At 34.2% G+C, this 15,721-nt stretch carries 12 protein-coding genes and 4 pseudogenes; 8 read left to right on the top strand and 8 right to left on the bottom strand.

The genetic code is table 11. The annotated features are described in order from the left end of the window. Positions 1–57: 57 nt before the first annotated feature. From CSE16_RS12635 to CSE16_RS21915, 4 genes and pseudogenes are all read left to right on the top strand, one after another. A complete protein-coding gene (locus CSE16_RS12635; RefSeq protein ID WP_157764815.1) occupies positions 58–417 on the top strand; it encodes a DUF3139 domain-containing protein in 360 nt (119 codons plus the stop codon). A 594-nt stretch (positions 418–1,011) separates the two neighbouring features. Beyond that, positions 1,012–1,184: pseudogene (locus CSE16_RS12625) on the top strand (GNAT family N-acetyltransferase); the annotation flags it as partial. A gap of 56 nt (positions 1,185–1,240) precedes the next feature. Beyond that, positions 1,241–1,483 carry a histidine phosphatase family protein gene (locus tag CSE16_RS21920; RefSeq protein ID WP_253896081.1) on the top strand — a complete coding sequence of 81 codons (243 nt, stop codon included), beginning with the start codon at positions 1,241–1,243 and terminating at the stop codon, positions 1,481–1,483. A gap of 70 nt (positions 1,484–1,553) precedes the next feature. Beyond that, a complete protein-coding gene (locus CSE16_RS21915) occupies positions 1,554–1,736 on the top strand; it encodes a histidine phosphatase family protein (RefSeq protein WP_253896080.1) in 183 nt (60 codons plus the stop codon). A gap of 795 nt (positions 1,737–2,531) precedes the next feature. On the opposite strand, the gene guaC is transcribed toward CSE16_RS21915, so the two are convergent. The 3 genes from guaC to CSE16_RS12595 all read right to left on the bottom strand — a co-directional run bounded on the left by guaC (position 2,532) and on the right by CSE16_RS12595 (position 6,259). Further along, positions 2,532–3,515 (bottom strand): GMP reductase, encoded by a 984-nt coding sequence (gene guaC, locus CSE16_RS12610; protein WP_099424225.1) that lies wholly within the window; start codon positions 3,513–3,515, stop codon positions 2,532–2,534. A gap of 940 nt (positions 3,516–4,455) precedes the next feature. After that, positions 4,456–5,598 (bottom strand): MFS transporter, encoded by a 1,143-nt coding sequence (locus tag CSE16_RS12600; RefSeq protein ID WP_099424224.1) that lies wholly within the window; start codon positions 5,596–5,598, stop codon positions 4,456–4,458. A gap of 64 nt (positions 5,599–5,662) precedes the next feature. Next, complete coding sequence (locus CSE16_RS12595; protein WP_099424223.1) at positions 5,663–6,259, bottom strand: TetR/AcrR family transcriptional regulator; 597 nt, start codon at positions 6,257–6,259, stop codon at positions 5,663–5,665. A gap of 352 nt (positions 6,260–6,611) precedes the next feature. Between CSE16_RS12595 and CSE16_RS12590 the strand changes: the two are divergent. Beyond that, positions 6,612–7,749 (top strand): annotated as a pseudogene (locus CSE16_RS12590) (IS3 family transposase). A 48-nt stretch (positions 7,750–7,797) separates the two neighbouring features. On the opposite strand, the gene CSE16_RS12585 reads toward CSE16_RS12590, so the two are convergent. Both CSE16_RS12585 and CSE16_RS12580 read right to left on the bottom strand, forming a co-directional pair. Next, positions 7,798–8,424 carry an FMN-dependent NADH-azoreductase gene (locus CSE16_RS12585; RefSeq protein WP_099424222.1) on the bottom strand — a complete coding sequence of 209 codons (627 nt, stop codon included), beginning with the start codon at positions 8,422–8,424 and terminating at the stop codon, positions 7,798–7,800. A gap of 49 nt (positions 8,425–8,473) precedes the next feature. After that, positions 8,474–9,058, bottom strand: a complete 585-nt coding sequence (locus CSE16_RS12580; protein ID WP_099424221.1) for a DUF3238 domain-containing protein — start codon at positions 9,056–9,058, stop codon at positions 8,474–8,476. A gap of 135 nt (positions 9,059–9,193) precedes the next feature. On the opposite strand from CSE16_RS12580, the gene CSE16_RS12575 reads away from it, so the two are divergent. From CSE16_RS12575 to CSE16_RS12565, 3 genes and pseudogenes are all read left to right on the top strand, one after another. Beyond that, the gene (locus CSE16_RS12575; protein ID WP_099424220.1) at positions 9,194–9,667 is read left to right on the top strand and encodes a MarR family winged helix-turn-helix transcriptional regulator; all 474 of its coding nucleotides are present in this window, start codon (positions 9,194–9,196) and stop codon (positions 9,665–9,667) included. Positions 9,668–10,033: 366 nt separating this feature from the next. Beyond that, positions 10,034–11,193: pseudogene (locus tag CSE16_RS12570) on the top strand (IS110 family transposase). A gap of 316 nt (positions 11,194–11,509) precedes the next feature. Then, positions 11,510–11,865: pseudogene (locus CSE16_RS12565) on the top strand (cupin domain-containing protein). 237 nt (positions 11,866–12,102) lie between these two features. Here the strand turns inward: CSE16_RS12565 and CSE16_RS12560 are convergent. From CSE16_RS12560 to CSE16_RS12545, 3 genes are all read right to left on the bottom strand, one after another. Next, positions 12,103–12,495, bottom strand: a complete 393-nt coding sequence (locus tag CSE16_RS12560; RefSeq protein ID WP_099424219.1) for a CPBP family intramembrane glutamic endopeptidase — start codon at positions 12,493–12,495, stop codon at positions 12,103–12,105. A gap of 699 nt (positions 12,496–13,194) precedes the next feature. Further along, entirely contained in the window at positions 13,195–13,806 is a 612-nt protein-coding gene (locus CSE16_RS12550) for a Type 1 glutamine amidotransferase-like domain-containing protein (RefSeq protein WP_099424217.1), read from the bottom strand. 597 nt (positions 13,807–14,403) lie between these two features. Next, on the bottom strand, positions 14,404–15,681 hold the full coding sequence (locus CSE16_RS12545; RefSeq protein WP_099423704.1) for an IS110 family RNA-guided transposase: 1,278 nt from the start codon (positions 15,679–15,681) through the stop codon (positions 14,404–14,406). Positions 15,682–15,721 lie beyond the last annotated feature (40 nt).

Genomic DNA, 15,721 nt, shown 5'->3' with positions numbered 1-15,721 from the left:
ATGGTGTTTCTTAATTAAGAATACAGCAGTATTAAGGTGAAAATGAGGAGGATTTTTTTGAACAAAGGTTATAAAATCAGTGGAGTAATTATTTTAATTGTAATTGGGTTAATGTTCTCTATCATATATTCTCTCAATACTTCAGAACCCGAAAGTGATCCACAACTTATTACATATACAGAAGAGAAAGTTAAAGAATATTTAATTCAAGAAAAGGACCTTTCAGAGGGTGAAATACTAGAAATTGAATCTATAAAGAAAGCTAAAAGTTCGGATTTTTCAGCTTCTGGATATAGTGTCAAGGTTGTCTTTGCTGATGAACCCGAAGCAATTTATTATTATCAATTAACCGTCGAAGATAAAGTTGAACAAAGTGGATATGCTGGCAATGCTAAAAAACATAAAGAAATTCCATAAGTTACCCAACAATCGGGCGCTATTGTTTAATAAGCATCTTTGTCATTAAATAATGAAAAGTGAGGAAAAGCTGATCGATTATTTCACACAGCGAGGTGCTTAGTATGTTAATGTTCCTATTAAAATTTATATTACCTTTTATCTTAGTGACACTTTTATATATAATTAATATTGTTTTTTTATCAAAAAAAACGATAAATAACGTAAAATTATGGAAAACTTTGATTATAGTGGTCAATATCATTGCGTTATGTTTAAGTATATTGGTCGTTATACTACCATTTATGGTTATTACTGGTATATCTTTGGCACAGGTCTCACGAGTATAACAGAGGTTGAATTGAATTTAGAGATAGTCATGCTTATACTGATGACCTTTGGTAGTTTTATATATTTCATCGTTACGAATATTGTGTTAACTATTTTACTGGGTAAAAAACAATTCCACGATAAAGAAAGAATTAAATTAGAAAAAAATCAAATAAAAGAACCGATTGAAACATAGCTGAATGAGCATACCTAGAGAATGGGTGTGCTTCTATTATTCCGCGAACTATAATGAAATTTATTCATGAAAGATGGGTGTAGTTGAAGGAAATGGATTTAGTTCGTATTCAAGCAAGGTGTGATGTAGAAAATATCGGTTCAGCACGAGTAATGGAAAAAGCAGGAATGTCTTTTGAAGGGATAATTAGAAAAGGTATATATTTGTAAAAGGGAAACATCGAGATTTAAAAATGTACTCTATCTTAAAAGAAGAGTTTTAATGATGTAGTTGGGGAGTAGAGTTTAAATTTTTTTATTCGAATATAGGGGGGAAATAATGAGTACATATTTATATTTAACAAGACACGGAGAGACGGTGTGGAACACAAAAAAACTTATGCAGGGGTGGAAGGATTCTCCACTGACAGACAATGGAATAAAACAAGCAAGTCAGTTATCGGAAAGATTATCTAATGTAACATTAAGTGCTATTTATTCAAGTACAAGTAAAAGGGCTGTCCAAACAGCAGAAATAGCAAACGCAGAAAGAAACCTCGAAGTCTTAAATATGACGATTTAAGAGAAATTTCTTTTGGCAAATGGGAAGGCAAGACTTCGGAAGATAACGAAAAGGAAATCCAGAAGAGTGGATGACTTTTTGGAAAACTCCTCACCTGTTTTATAATGAATCAGTAGAGCCGTTTTTAAAAGTCCAAGAAAGAATGGTTGGTATGGTGAATAAAATAGTAAAACAACATCCATTTGATAATGTACTTATAGTTACACATTCTATTGCACTTAAACTACTAATGGATTACTTTGAAAAAAAATGAACTAAAAGATTTATGGTCAACTCCAGCTATCCCTTCAACAAGTTTAACTTTGGTAGAAATAGAAAAAGATAATCAGCAAGAAGTAATATTTAAGTATGATACTTCACATCTAGTCGAGTTAGTGCGTTAATCTTTTGATTAACGTATTTTTCAGTTATGAAACTATATTACAATGAACACTTTAACATAAAGTTTGTAAAGTAATTCACTTAAACTAACGGGGCTTAGTTAAACAAGACCATCATTTCGATGGTCTATTTTTATGTCTAAAACATCATGTAGGCTTCGGTGATCCATTGTGAAATGTTACACTTAAACTAACGGAGCATTTAGTTTAATAAGAAGTATGATAAAATTTAGTTAAAAAAGGGGCGGAGAGATTATATGAAATATACTTGTCCTTTTTGTGGATATAGAACATTAGACGAAGAACCCCAGGAACTTACGATATAATTATTGCTTTAACAGCGAAAGCTATGAAAAATGATCAGAATAAATCTCTAGAGGCTGGAACTTCTGATTATATTAGTAAGCCATTAAATCTAGAACAATTGTTTTCTTTTTAAAGGGAATGGCACGTATCCAAAGTGAGTAAAATAATTGATAATATAAAGGAAAGACAAAGGGAAATCAATGCTTGCGTCCTTAATTTTATTGTGGATTACATAGTATGTATCACGATAAAGTTTATAAGGAGATAGTAGATGTTTATTTTATTATCTTAACTAAAGTTAAAAATAATAAAATCCCAACCAAGTTTATCAAATTCTTGGTTGGGATTTTAAAAAACAAAATTTAGTATACTTTATCGCCGTTAAAGATTGAGTTTTTTACAATAACATAGTCTACATTACGGATTGCGTCTAGTTTGTTACCACCTGCGTAAGAAATCGATGATTGAAGATCTTGTTGCATTTCAGTAAGTGTATCTTTTAAATTACCTTTGTGTTCAACGTACATTTTCTTACCTTCAACGTTTTTCTTTTCGCCTTTTTGGAATTCTGAGGCAGACCCGAAATACTCTTTTACGAGCTTGCCATCAACTTCGATCGTTTCGCCTGGAGATTCTTCATGACCAGCAAATAGTGAGCCGATCATTACCATTGAAGCACCGAAGCGTACTGATTTTGCGATATCACCATTTGTACGGATACCACCGTCAGCAATGATTGGTTTTGTAGCAGCTTTTGCACACCAACGAAGTGCTGCTAACTGCCAACCGCCTGTACCAAAACCCGTTTTGATTTTTGTAATACAAACTTTACCTGGGCCAATACCGACTTTCGTTGCGTCAGCGCCAGCGTTTTCAAGTTCACGCACAGCTTCTGGTGTACCAACATTACCAGCGATAACAAAACTGGTTGGTAAATACTTTTTAATGTGTTGAATCATACGGATGACAGCATTTGAGTGACCATGCGCAATATCAATCGTGATAAATTCAGGTATTAAATTAGCGGCTGTAAGCTCTTCTACAAAAGTATACTCCTCTTCCTTTACTCCAACACTGATTGAAGCGATTAGGCTATGATCTTGCATAGTTTTAATGAAATCTGCACGCTTTTCAGGGTTAAAACGGTGCATGATGTAAAAGTAACCATTTTCAGCCAGTTTCATAGCAATATTTTCATCCATGATGGTTTGCATGTTTGCAGGTACGACAGGTAGTTTAAATGTATGCTCACCTAAGGTAACTGAAGTATCACAATCAGAACGACTCTCTACGATACATTTTGCGGGAATTAGTTGAATATCTTCATAATCAAATACGTTATCCATTATATACACTCCTAAAATACGAATATTTTTTAAATTTTAATTGTAATTGTTCGCCGTTTTGTAATTTACATGATTTTTGAGTTAATGTCAAACGCTTTTTATAATTTTGTAAATTAGTGTTCTCATTTGACGGCATAATATGTACAAATGCTACAATATACTTGTTAGTTATAACAAAGGAATGTTGGAATTGGCAGTAGATGTGTATCTAACGTTTAATGGGAATTATCGAGAAGCTGTAGAATTTTATGAAAAAGTTTTTATGTAAAAATACACAATTAATGACTTTATGTATACACTTTTTGGTCTAGTTTTAGTTATAGGAGGCTTAACTCTAAAAGTCCAGAAAATAGACAAAAACCATCAAATTAAAAATTTGGTGGTTTTTTTGTTTTAGGCTTTTTTCTGAAAGAATGTTATTCTTCAACTCACGGAGCAGCGTTCCTGTAATAAGTGAACGGACTGTTCATTGTAAAACAATTAAGTTTGTGAATAAATGTACTTAAACTAACGGGGGCTTAGTTGAATATTTGGTTTTCGAAATGTTCAATCTTTATTATAAAAAACCTATACAGATATGAAAAATAGCCCCTTTTTGAACAATCTTTGTTCAAAAAGGGGCTATGATTTTCTATAAGAATCATCATTTATAGCTGTATTTTAATCAATCATTATTCCAAGTCTGATGTTGGTTTAAAATAAAGTTTGATCAAAATAAGAGGGCTACGTTTTTCAATTTAATTCATTTTTATTACAAAGTTTGATTACAATTTTTTATAAACACTACATCTTTTTTGTAATATAAGCTAACAAAAAAATACTTTTTTATAAGAATAATATAGCTATCGGATTGTTGACTAGATACCTAGCAAAAAACTATCATTATCAATGCATAATCAAAAAGTAAATTGCGAAAAGGTATAAAGAAACATTAAACCACTTAATTCGTCTTTCTGTAGTAAAAATATGGTAATAACGAAATTGCCCCAAGGATAGATAAACAAGATCCAATCCATAACGGAGATACAAATCCATATCCTTTACTGATTCCAAGACCACCCAGTGACGAACCAATAACAACACCCAGAGTAATAAAAGAACTATGAACGGTATTTATCATTGTTCCATTACTAGCTGTTTTCATTACTCTCGCAACCATTGCAGGATTCAATGCTACACCAGTTAAACCAATAAAAATCATCGAAATAACCGCAATGTATTTATTCTCTGCACCTAAAGCAAATAAAGACAATGCTACTATTAATATAATCAATCCGCTCATCAGTATTTTCATTGTATATTTATCAGCAAACTTGCCAATCACTATATTCCCAACTACCGTCGCGCTACCATAGAGAGCAAGTAAATATGGAATACTTGCACTTGTAAAGCCTGTGACATTTGTAAAAATAGGAGTGAAATAACTAAATGCTGCAAACGTACCACCAATAATAAACATACTTGTTGTGTACGCTGCCCAAAGATGTCTGTTTTTAAAATGCATAAGTTCGTCTTTCCAGTTCAGTTGCTCTTTGTTTGATAATGATGGTAGCAACAACTGAATCATAATCCCTGATACTAGCACAAGAACAGAAACAGCCCAAAAACTAATACGCCAACCAAAATATTGCGAAATAATGGTTGTTATAGGTAAACCTAATACAGTTGCAACCATTAAACCTCCAAGTACAATTGATGCAGCTTTTCCCATTGAATCAGAGTGAACCAATGTTGTAGAAAAGGAAATCGCAACTCCAAAAGCTGAAGCTGAAGCAATACCAGTTATAATACGTGAAATCATCATAATATCATAGTTCCATGCAATAGCTCCTAGCGATTGACCAATTAAAAATATAAACATTAAAAACAATAGTGCTTGTTTGCTACGCATTCGTAAGAGAATTGCAGTTAAAATGGGCCCTCCTACCACCATTGCTCCTGCATAAGCTGTTATTAAATAACCAATAGATGATACAGAAACCTGGAATGCAATAGCAAGTTCGTTCATCATACCTGCAACCATAAATTCTGATGTAGTCATACAAAAGATTGCTAAAGCTAGTAAATAAATAATCGATGGCACAAAAAACCACTCCTAAAATATTATTGTAACGTTCGGTACAAAAATAGTGCTAAAAAAGAGCGCACTAAGCGCCAAAAATAGACTCCAATGTTCCTTTGATAACCTGTTGAGCTAACATTCGATTTTGCATCGATACATTAAGAACACGGAATCCGTAATAACTACTTATAAGCAGACTTGCTAATTCTTCAGCTGATTGATTTTTTGAAATTTCACCTGTTTGCAATCCTTCCTCCATCACTGTTTCGATAACTTGTTTAAGAAGCTCAACATGCTTTGAGAAAATTTCTTGCACCATTATATCGCTTTTAGCACGTTCTACACTGGCATTAATCAATAAACATCCTTTTTGATCAATATTCTCAAAGTCTTCTTTCAATGCCCATTCAAAAAAATTACTTAATCGTTCTTTAACTGGAATTGGAATATCTAACAGTTTCTTTTGTTCCCTAATACCAATTTCATGGTAACGTTCTAATACTTGTTTATACAGTTCATGTTTACTGCCGAAAGTATTGTATAAACTTCCTTTTCCAAGTCCTGTATCATTGCATAAATCTTGCGTAGAACACCCCTCATATCCTCTTATCCAGAATGTTTTCATTGCAACATCTATAGTTGAGGAATAATTAAACTCTCTGGGTCTGCCACGATTATTCAATCTTATTCTCCTCTCATTTTAAAGATAACATTAGTAGAATACACTTTTTGTACCGATTGGTCAATAAAGATATTTTATTATAACTCTAAAATAAAATTTGATTATTTTAGATTTCGAATGATTAAAATGACCCCTTATCAAATTCAAGTGTTATTTTTAATCAAACTTTATTATAAATGATCAATCGGCGCGATTGTTTAATAAAAGTCACTGTTCTTCTTAAACTAACGGGGTGCTTTACTTGAAGATCATTGAGTTGGGCACTGACCTAATAATATGAGACAAATAAAAACACCTTTCATTGAATAACGGGGACTTAAACCTGAAATAATCAATGTGGAGGTGTTTTTCTATGGGAACAAGAGTCAGTTATCCAGTAGAAGTGAAAATGAAGGCAATTGAAATGCGATTGGCTAACGTACCGGTAAAAGAAGTAATGGAAGAATTGGACATTCGAAACTATACGCAGTTGAAGCGATGGATGCATTGGTATCGAAATGGTGAAATGCACCGTCTTAAACAACCAGTTGGTAAACAATATGCCTTCGGCAAAGGACCGGAATTTGAAAGCGAGACAGCCAAGCTACAGGCAGAGAATTTGGAGTTGAAACAACAGATTGAAGTTTTAAAAAAGTACGCGGAATTGGAAGGGAAGTGGCGCCAAAAGTAGTACTTCAATTAGTTGAAGAATTAAAAGATGTTTTGCCAATTGGTGAAATCTGTCGTCATTTAGGCGTAGGTCGCTCGTCATACTATCGTTGGAGAAATGATGTGGATCAATCCACACAAAAGGAGATTCGAGATCAGCAGATTGGTGACTTGTGCAAACAGAATAAATTTCGATATGGTTATAGAAAGATTGCTAATTTGTATCCAGGAGTTTGTAGGAAGACTGTGCAACGTGTTATGCAAAAATATGGTTGGCAATGTAAAGTAAAGGTGAAGAAACGGAAGCGTACCGGGCAGCCAGCATACGTTGCACCGAATTTATTAGCACGTGATTTTACAGCATCTAAGCCCATGGAGAAGCTAGTCACGGATATTACGTACTTGCCTTTTGGTCAATCGATGATGTATCTTTCTAGTATTCTCGATGTCTACAATGGAGAAATTGTGGCACAAACTACTGGTATCAAACAAGACACTGATTTTGTGTTGGATACGCTCTATCAATTGCCTAAGCTACCAGAAGGATGCATTCTGCATAGTGACCAAGGGTCCGTTTATACATCCTATGCTTATCAAAAAGCAGCCAAAGAAAAAGGAATTACCATGAGCATGTCCCGCAAAGGCACGCCAGCTGATAATTCCCCAATCGAATCGTTTCATTCCACGCTAAAGTCTAAACGTTCTATCTCGACGATATCTATCGCACAACGAATGCACGTGTGATACAGATTGTCGAAGAATACATTACTTATTATAACAATATCCGTATTCAAACGAAACTAAACAGCCAATCGCCGGTTCAATACAGTTCAATAGGATGATAATGAAAAGCACGCTTTAATTGTGTTTCAACCATTATGTTTTTTTAATCAGAACGTACTTGCTACTTTAACAGCTTTTTCAAGCCCAGTAGCAATAATTCCTTCTGCTTTATCTGGGAATTGGTTGTGACCTTCAATCACTACTTTCTCTATATCTTTTACACCGAAAAAGTCCATCATACTTGCTACATATTTAACAGCCATTTCTATTTCAGCTGCTGGTCCCGTAGAATACACACCGCCACTTGCATTTAGTAATGCAATTTTCTTATTTCCAATAAGACCTACTGGACCCTCTGGCGTATATTTAAATGTTTTTCCCGCACGGTTTAAATAATCAATATATGTGTGTAGTACAGCTGGAATTGTTAAGTTCCATAGTGGGAAACCAAACACAATTTTATCAGCAGCAAGGAATTGGTCTAAATATTTATCAGCAACTGCTACTGTGTTTGCTTCTTCAACCGTTAAATCAAATCCTCTACTAGCCTTAAATGTACCGTTAATCATATCTACTCCGACATATGGCAATTCTTCATTGTATAGATCAAGTTCTACCACGATATCATCTGGATGGGATTCTTTATAACTTGCTAAAAAAGCCTCATATAATTTCACACTCACCGATTGGGCGGCCGGGCGATTGTTTGCTTTTACAAATAAAACTGTTGTCATTATTTTTCCTCCTGTTGCTAACTCTTATGTTGTTATATTTTGATTGTTTTTACAATATCTTTTTAAAACTATATTCCATATCTCCACCTAAAGCTTCAGGTGTATCACCAGTTTCTCTGAAGTCATGTATATGAATTTTCTCAAACGGATCAAAATTTACTTGCTTATAAATTTCATAACAAGGGAATCCATCATGTTCACCGTGTATATCGCCTGTACCATCTTTTTTAACATGTACAATTAAAAGATAATCAGCAGGAGGTGCATATACATTTAATGGGTTGCTAGCACTAGCACTCATATGAAATGTGACGTCATCCTCTCCCCATTCAATATTTGTACATAAAATACGTTCCGTACTAGCTTTTCCTGTTCTACTATTAACAGAACCATCAGAATTTGTGATTCTTTCTGTTGTTATGCCAGTATTCGCATATGTGAAAATTTCTTTTTTATAAAAATCTACAACTACCTCTTGTTCAACTCTGGAACGCATAACGTTGACAGCATATGGTGTAAATTCACGTGAGTCACCTTCGTATTGAATGACGTTTCCTGTTTGAGCATCTGTTTTAGGTTCAGTCCAGGCCATTGGAATAAATGCACTTGCTCTAATTTTAACGATGTTAGCCATGAGAAACCTCCATAATTAAATCTATTTATTTCTTTTATAATTGAAATATAGTCAATTTGGTTGACTACTTTGAGTATGGTACAATAGATTTGATACATAGTCAACTAAGTTGACTATATATAACGGAGGTAAAATATGAATAATTCTGTAGATAATGAGTTGGACCTTACATCACTTTTGTCCTTATCTTTTAGTACGTCAATTAGTGAACTACATGACAGATTGAGTGAATATGGATTTGAGGATATTAGACCTATACATGGCTTTCTGTTTAAATGCATCACTCCCAATGGGGCAACTGGAATAGATTTAGCCGAATATTTAGGAATTACCAAGCAAGCTGTGAGTACTATGGTGGATTATCTTGAGAAAAGTGGTTATGTAATGCGTAAAGCACATCCCACTGATAAGAGAGGAAAAATTATTGTTTTGACCGAACGAGGTTGGTTAGTAGTAAATGCAAAAGAGAAGATCCTCACTGAGATTGAGGCACGTTGGATGGAATACATTGGCACTGAAAGAATGCACATGCTAAAAGAAGATTTATCGACATTTGTTAATAAAGAAAATGAAGATAAATTATCATTGAGATTAAGACCTATTTGGTAAAAATAGAATTTTTAAAAGGGATAATCGAGTTTAAATTAGAACTAACCATCGCAACATTCCAGTGATTATATAAATTAGCAGCAATGTTTGTGAATAATTGTACTTAAACTAACGGGGGCTTCGTATTATATAGTTCAGCCAGAACTTTCTGGTTGAACTTTTTTTATTTAGATTTAAGCTATCAGTAACCAGGGTAGAACGTACGGGGGCGTGGGACATTGATCCCGTCAATTAAACTGTTCACCCCCTACTTGTAGAAATATGTTTGAGGCTGGTTGGGACTAAGATCTCGTATAACAAGCGAAGCTATAATACTACTTGAAGGTAATAGGGGTTACTGGTGAATACGTTAGAGGGGGAGAAAAAATGAACCCAGTAGTGGGTATTGATGTAGCTAAGGATGAAAGTGAAGTACAAGCTTTTTTAGAAAAGGGAAAGCCATATGGGAAAAGTTTTTCAATTAAGCATAATCGTGAAGAGTTAGACAAGTTTATAAGATTTTTAGGAGAGATTAGATCGATAACAGCGAGTAAGCCTGTTGTCATTTTGGAATCAACAGGTCATTATCATACACCGATTATTCAATGTTTAGAAGAAAATGAAATACTTTATATATTGTTAAATCCAATCATCTCTTACCAAGCAAAGAAGTCAAGCTTAAGAAAGGTAAAGACTGATGCCTTCGATGCCTATCAATTATGCGTTCTCTATTACAAAGAGGAATTTGAACCTTATAAAATGAGAGGGATTCAGCTTCTAAACCTTCGTAATCTATCGAGACAACAGGAGATTGTAACGAATATGTATGTGGAAGCTATGCTGCAATTCCATACTATTTTAGATCAGGTTTTCCCTGAATATAAAAAAGTCTTTGGAAATCTTTTTTCTAAAGTATCTTTGTTGATATTGAAAGAATATCCAACGTCGGAGAAAGTTCTAGATTATAACGAGGAGGAACTGGTAAATAGTATACGTGAGTATTGTCCAAGTCGTTCTGCCCTATGGGCAAGGGAAAAGGCAAGAAAATTGATCGATTCAGCCAATCAAAATCCTTTTCAGAAGGTAATGTAGTTCATTACCAAGGACACCTTTCGGAATTAGAGAGCCAAATGATATCCCTGGCAAGTGAAATAGAAGAATATAAGATTATCCAATCAATACCTGGAATCGGTGAAAAAATCGCTGCCACGATAATTTCTGAAATTGGGGAAATTGATCGGTTTAATCACCCTAAGAAATTGGTGGCCTATGCTGGAATTGATCCGAGTGTTTATTCTTCAGGAAAATTCACAGCGACAACGAATCGGATTACTAAACGTGGTTCCAGTAGGCTAAGGCGCAGTTTATACTTAGCTGTTTTGTGTGGAATAAGAAGCTCTAGAAATAAAAAACTCAAAGAGTTTTATGACAAGAAACGGTCAGATGGTAAACCTTCAAAAGTTGCGTTAGTTGCTTGTATTAATAAACTTCTTCAATGGATATATGCCTTATTAAAGAGAAAAGAAGTTTTCCTTGATTTAGCTTGATTCGTTAAATTGACCATTAGATGAAAAACCTTCCATAATACATCTGGAGGGTTATTTGGTATGCCCAAAAAAGTATAACATAAAGAAAAGTACTTTTTTACAGAAAGATATTGACAACCTATTAGCTGGTTTAGTTAAACAAGACCATCATTTCAATTGTCTATTTTTATGTCTAAAACAACAAGTAGGCTTCGGTGATCCATTGTGAAATGTTACACATAAACTAACGGGGCAGTTTAGCTTAATAAGAATTAAAGGATTATCGTTCAACGTGTTTGAATAAGTGTTATATATACTAATTCTTTGGGGGTACATAATGGAGGTTTATAAATTTAGTAAAGATAGTGGTAAGAGGATTTCAAAATTTAATTCAAATTTTATTATGTCTCGTGTTATTCAAACAGATAAAGCAACTAATATAGGATGTATGCACTTAGAAGAAAATGGCGTTGTAGGGTACCATCAAGCAGTAGTACCTCAACTTTTGGTAATAATAACAGGAGAAGGGTATGTTCGTAATGATAAAGAAGAATATTTTAAAGTTCAGTCTGGAGATGCTGTATTTTGGGAAAAAGATGAATGGCATGAAACGAAATCAGATAAGGATTAACTGCTATTGTAATTGAAAGTGTTGAGTTAAATCCTTCCTTATTTATGTCATTAAAGAAATAGATGTTGTTCAACTAACGGGGGCTTTAGTTAAACAAGACCATCATTTCGATGGTCTATTTTTATGTCTAAAACATCAAGTAGGCTTCGGTGATCCAGTGTGAAATGTTACACTTAAACTAACGGGGCAGTTTAGTTGAACTAGCAGGATTGATGCATTTGATAATCGCGTAGAACAAATACATCAATCCTGTAAATACACAAAATACATACGCCTGAAATAAATCAAGCGTACCGATGTTATTTTTGGGTTTCCGGTTCTCCAAGTTTTGCTACTAAGTCTATCAAAAAATGAAAGATGATGATTGGTAAAATTGAATTTAGTCCTATATAAAGCATAGAAAAAAGTAACCCGACAATCGTTGTTTTTACTATATCTGATAACCCTTGATAAGTGTATGCTAGTCCAAATAACAATGAAGAAAGAATTAAAATTAACCAAACTGAGTAATTAGGAAATATGTAAGAAAAAGCAAAGATTAAAAAACCTCTATATATAATTTCTTCAGTGACTCCTGCCGTGAAAGAAACGTAATTCCATACTTTTTTCTCTTTTTTAGTTATAGGGTTTGGAGAGGCAATCAAATATTTTTTGTCGTTCTCATTATATTTGTCCATATCAAACTTATCCATAATGTATATCCTATTAATATATTAACTAGAAAGGAGTGAAATAGAATGCCATGTACTCTAACAGATTTAACTCAACCAGTTTGTTTAACAATTATCTACAATTTAAGTTCTCGCTTACTTGTAGATTCTTTCATTGATTGTGGAACATGTAGACTACAAACGGAATTAGACCCTGTTAATAAAAATTTAACTATTAGAGTCCCAATAGTTCTTGAAGGTGAAGTTACATTTTCTGATAATTTACAATCAGGTTGTGTTACAACGGGTATTCATTTAGGTTAATCTTAATCTTAGATGAAAGCTGTTTAGTTATAAGGAAAAGTAGGGTTCTGACTTCTACTTTTCTTTAGTGTTTTATTGGTGTTTGAATAGAAGTAAATTGAAAAATCTACTTATACAGTTAAATATAATACTTAAACTAAAGGGGCTTTACTAGAAGATCATAGAGTTGGGCAGCTCTTTTTTTATTGAACGAACGTAAGTAGGTTAGTTCAATAAGAACATTAAATAAATTAATAAATAAGGGAAATTAAAGTTTTGCGATAGGAAACGGAACCCGTTACTCTTGGGATCACTCATTTGGGAACATTATTCGCTTTATTTATGTATACGTTATAAATCCTTGTTGCACTAAAGCACCCATTTGTTGAATCAGAAAAGTGGAGCTTATTCAACAAACGCGCCCGTTAGTTGAGTTTATTAACAAACAATTACATCGTTTTCTTTAACTTTAATTACTTGTGTATTTGAGATGGGTAAAAGGTTTAACGTGGAACCATAATGAGCAATTATAGCCGATGCCGAGTCCTTAAATGGCTCGTTACTATAGTGAGGAACTGGATAAAATTCCATTAAGTTTAAACCTTCAAACGTTTTCAATTGAGTAGCTTTTTCTTTATCGTCCATAAATCTTATATACTCTATATTAGGGGAAGTTACTATAGCTCCTGCTGATTCTCCAATATACAATTTTCCTGAATCAACTTGCTCTTTCATTATCTTATCTGCTCCTGATCTTCTCAACTCTTGCAACAAGAAAAAAGTATTTCCTCCTGATACATAGATAAAATCGTTTCGTTCCAATTTTTCTTTAATCTCTTCTGGCGATGCTACAGCAACATCGAGTTCTTCAAGGACCACGCCCAACTTTTTGAATTCTTCTTTTGCTGTATTAACATAGTGAACTACCTCTTCTGGAATACTCGCAGTAGGAATAAACGTTAGAGTTTTCCCTTTTAAGTCTTCATCAACAAATTTTCTAAATAGATCAACTACATCTTTAAACGAAGATGCTAAAAACATTTTAAGCATATTAATTCTCCTTTTTTGTTATTGCTTTTATACAGAAATGAAAATTTCTTTAACACAATTTGGCCCGTTTGTTGAATAAGAAAACACACCCAAAGCTTGGTTTGGAAAGCTTTCCTCGTAGAGTCAACAAAGTCTTATTGAAAGGTTCTTCCCTTTCAACTCCAAAGTATTTGTTTCCTTATTTATTATTTCCCTAACTAAAATTCGTTTCACTTGTTCAACTAACCTCCCTCTATAAACATTGAGATATCAACGGTTTCCATCACTTCGTGATTTAAGAAAAATATTTTTCTCCCCTCTGATAAACAGAGTCTTGAATTTATAGATTATATTACCAATTAAAGCGTACGCTTCGCTAAAACTAATGGAAATCATTAGCTTTTTTATCCATTATTTTGATGCACAATGGATCTCTGCGATGCTTATGACGACGTACCCTCCCATGTCTCTTAGCGTCAACGCGCTTACATTCCTTCGTTCGGTCTATTCATAAGGCAGAGGCCTGCTAAGCTGCCCCGGGGACTCATAGTCTAAGTTTAGTGATATTGCCGGCTTCTCCGTATCATCCTTTTTGTTATAGCTCTTTGATCGAAATGCTTACGCTGCCTCTCCGAGAGAGTAGAGATCTTTCATCATAAGTTGCTCGTTAAAATACACTTTCTTTTTACAAATACCATGTAATATTTTCAGTAATTTACCACAGAGAACTACCATCGATTGCTTACCCCGTAAGGGATTCTGATTCCTTGTGGTGTAGTATTCGTGAAGTTGTTTGAATGCTAGGTTATGCCGAATCAAAGGAACAATCACTTTGAAAAGGATATGTCTAAGTCTCTTACGTCCACGTTTTGATATATGTTTTTGACCCTTATGTTGACCAGAAGAGTTTTCACGTAATGTTAGTCCCGCTAGTTTAATGAGTTGGCGTGGATTTTCGTAAAGTGAAAAACTCCCTACTTCGGAAAGTAGATCAACAATTGTCGCATCTCCTAAACCTGGTACTGACGCGAGTAGGTCATATTCCATCGTTGTCTTTGCCAATTCAGTTAATTGGTCATTCACTGCTTCGATTTCAGTTTCTAATAAGCGAAACTGACGTAGGAGTGTGGCGATTTCATGTTTGGCCATCTTTTGTCCTTCTGTCAGTCCTATAGAGTTTGAAGCCTTTTCAATGAGTAGCTTAGCTTTTGGTAGTTGTGGAGCTCTCATACCCCCTACCTGACGGTAGAAAAATACAAGTTCTTCCGCGGTTTTCCCTTGAATGTCCTGTGGCATTGGTGTTCTTTCTAATGCAGTAAGTGCCATTTTTCCGAAAGTAGGAAAGACTTGAGTGAATTCAGGAAAATATCGATCGAGCCAACGAATGATTCGATTTTTAATACTTGCTAGATCTTCCGTTAACTTTAATCTAAGAGTAGAACCAATCCGTAGTTCAGCTTCTACTTCTTTTAATATTCGTGGATAGCTAAAGCGTCCATCTTTCAATAACCGTGCGATGACTAATGCATCTTTTTTATCATTCTTAGTCGGCAAATTATCATCAAGTTCTTTCGAACGTTTGACGTGCATTGGATTCACCATGACAAGTGGGATTCCGTATTGATCTAAGAAATAGGCTAAGTTCATCCAGTAGTGGCCTGTAGGCTCAATCCCTATTATTACTTCAGTTTTCTTAGCTTCCTTCATCATTTGACGAATCTTTTCATACAAATTTTCGAAGCCTTCTTTCGATTGATGTACCGCAAAAGCTTTTTCTATTACTCGCCCGCGTTCATCGACAAAACATGCGTAATGAATACGCTTAGCAATATCCATGCCGACAACCAGTGTATTTTCAGTAACTTGATTAATTTTGTTATTCCATTTAGAATGCATAAAGGAGTCCTCCTTGTTTGATGATGGGTCAATGGTCGTT

Origin of the sequence: Solibacillus sp. R5-41 (genome assembly GCF_002736105.1) — a bacterium.
Lineage (GTDB): Bacteria > Bacillota > Bacilli > Bacillales_A > Planococcaceae > Solibacillus.
Note: the sequence above shows the minus strand (reverse complement) of the source record. Positions and strands in the feature narration are given on the sequence as shown.